Source organism: Rudaea sp., assembly GCF_036383415.1.
Taxonomy (GTDB): domain Bacteria; phylum Pseudomonadota; class Gammaproteobacteria; order Xanthomonadales; family Rhodanobacteraceae; genus Rudaea.
On record NZ_DASVOK010000005.1, the window covers coordinates 1 to 2,001 of the forward strand.

1 protein-coding gene is annotated in these 2,001 nt (G+C 65.7%); it reads right to left on the reverse strand.

Annotation, left to right across the window (positions count from 1 at the left end; genetic code table 11):
• The coding region (locus VF497_RS00080; protein WP_330885004.1) for an efflux RND transporter permease subunit at positions 1-2,001 on the reverse strand (2,001 nt) is incomplete at both ends.

Here is a 2,001-nt window from a genome sequence, read left to right on the forward strand (position 1 = left end):
CGCGGCTGCGGTGGCGTCGCCGAGCTCGTCGAGCTTTTCGCGCGCGAACGAAATCACGAGCACGCTGTTCGCCGTCGCCACGCCCATGCACATGATCGCACCGGTCAATGCAGGCACGGATAGCGTGGTGTGCGTGGCAAACAGCATCCAGACGATGCCGGCCAGCGCGGCAGGCAGCGCGGTGATGATGACGAACGGATCACTCCACGACTGGAAGTTGATCACGATGAGGAAGTAGATCAGCACGATTGCGCCGACGAGGCCGAAGAGCAGGCCGGAGAACGCGCTGTTCATCGTCTTCACCTGGCCGAGCAGGACGACGTTCGCGCCCTTGGGCAGGCTCTTCGCGTTGGCGTCGATGATCTTCTGGATTTCCGCGGCGACGCCGCCGAGATCGCGATCCTGAGTGGTCGCGTAGATCTGCACGAGCGGACGGATGTCGTATTCGCTGAACACGCCGTTGACCTGGGTGCGCGTGATGTCGGCGATGCCGCCGAGCACGGTGGTGGCGCCGCCCGGCGCGTTGATCGAGACGTTGCGCAGCGCTTCGAGCGAGTCGAGCTTGTACTGCGGCGTCTGCATCACGATCGGATAGGTGACGCCGTTGGCCGGGTTGAGCCAGAACGTCGGTGCGACCTGGCTCGATCCGGCGAGGTTGACGACGAGGCTCGAGGTCACGTCGCGCGCGGTCACGCCCGCGTACTGCGCGCGCGTGCGGTCGACGTCGACCTTGAACGCCGGTGCGCTGCCGGTCTGCTGGATGCGCGCGTCGGCGACGCCGGGGATGAGTTTGATCTGCGCGAGCAGCTTGTTCGCGTAGGTGAAATTCTCGGCGAGGTTGTTGCCGCGAACCTGCAGGTCGATCGGCGCGGGCGCGCCGAAATTGAGGATCTGGCTGACGATGTCGGCCGGCAGGAATGCGAAACTCATGCCCGGGAAGCGCCGCGGCAGTTCTTCGCGCAAGCGGCGCATGTGGTCGGCGGTCGGCGCATGGCCTTCGGCGAGCGAGATCTGGATGTCGCCGTCCTGCTCGCCGATCGTGCCGGTGTTGTTGTAGACCGTGTTGATCGCCGAAAGGAACGGCGCGCCGATGTTGTCGGCGATCGTGCCGACCTCGTTGGCCGGAATGATCTCGCGAATCGCTTTTTCGACTTCGGCGAAACGCGCCGCGGTTTCCTCCACGCGCGTGCCGACCGGCGCACGCACGTGCATGAGAATCTGCCCCGCGTCGACGAACGGGAAGAAGTTGCGGCCGAGGAACGGCACGAGCAGGAACGAGGCCGCGACGACGACGAGGAAGCCGCTGACGAAGACCTTGCGATGGGCGAGGGCGACGCCGAGCAGATCGTGGTAGCCGGCGCGCATGCGCTCGAAGCGCGCCTCGAAGCCGCGCTGGAAGTTGACCAGCGGATTGCGCGAGCGCGACAGCGGCGGCGCGGTGCCATGCTCGTCCGTGTGCACCGCGTGTGGGCGCAGCAGATAGTTCGCCATCGTCGGCACCAGCGTGCGCGAGAGCAGGAACGACCATACCATCGCCGCCATCACCGCTTCGGCCATCGGCACGAACAGGAAACGCGCGACACCTTCGAGGAAAAACATCGGCACGAACACGATGCAGATGCACAGCATCGACACGAGCGCCGGCGTCGTGATCTGCTGCGCGCCGTCGAGGATGGAGGTGCGCACGTCCTTGCCGTGTTCGAGATGCCAGTTGATGTTCTCGATCGTCACCGACGCGTCGTCGACGAGGATGCCGACCGCGAGCGCGAGGCCGCCGAGGGTCATGATATTGAGCGTCTCGCCGAGCGCCGACAGTGCCATGATCGCGCCGAGGATCGACAGCGGAATCGAGATCGCGATGATCACGGTCGAGCGCCACGAGCCGAGGAACAGCAGAATCATCAGGCTGGTCAGCGCGGCCGCGATCACGCCCTCCTTGGCCACGCCGCCGATCGCGCTGCGCACGAAGATCGACTGGTCGCCGACCGCCTTGACCACGAG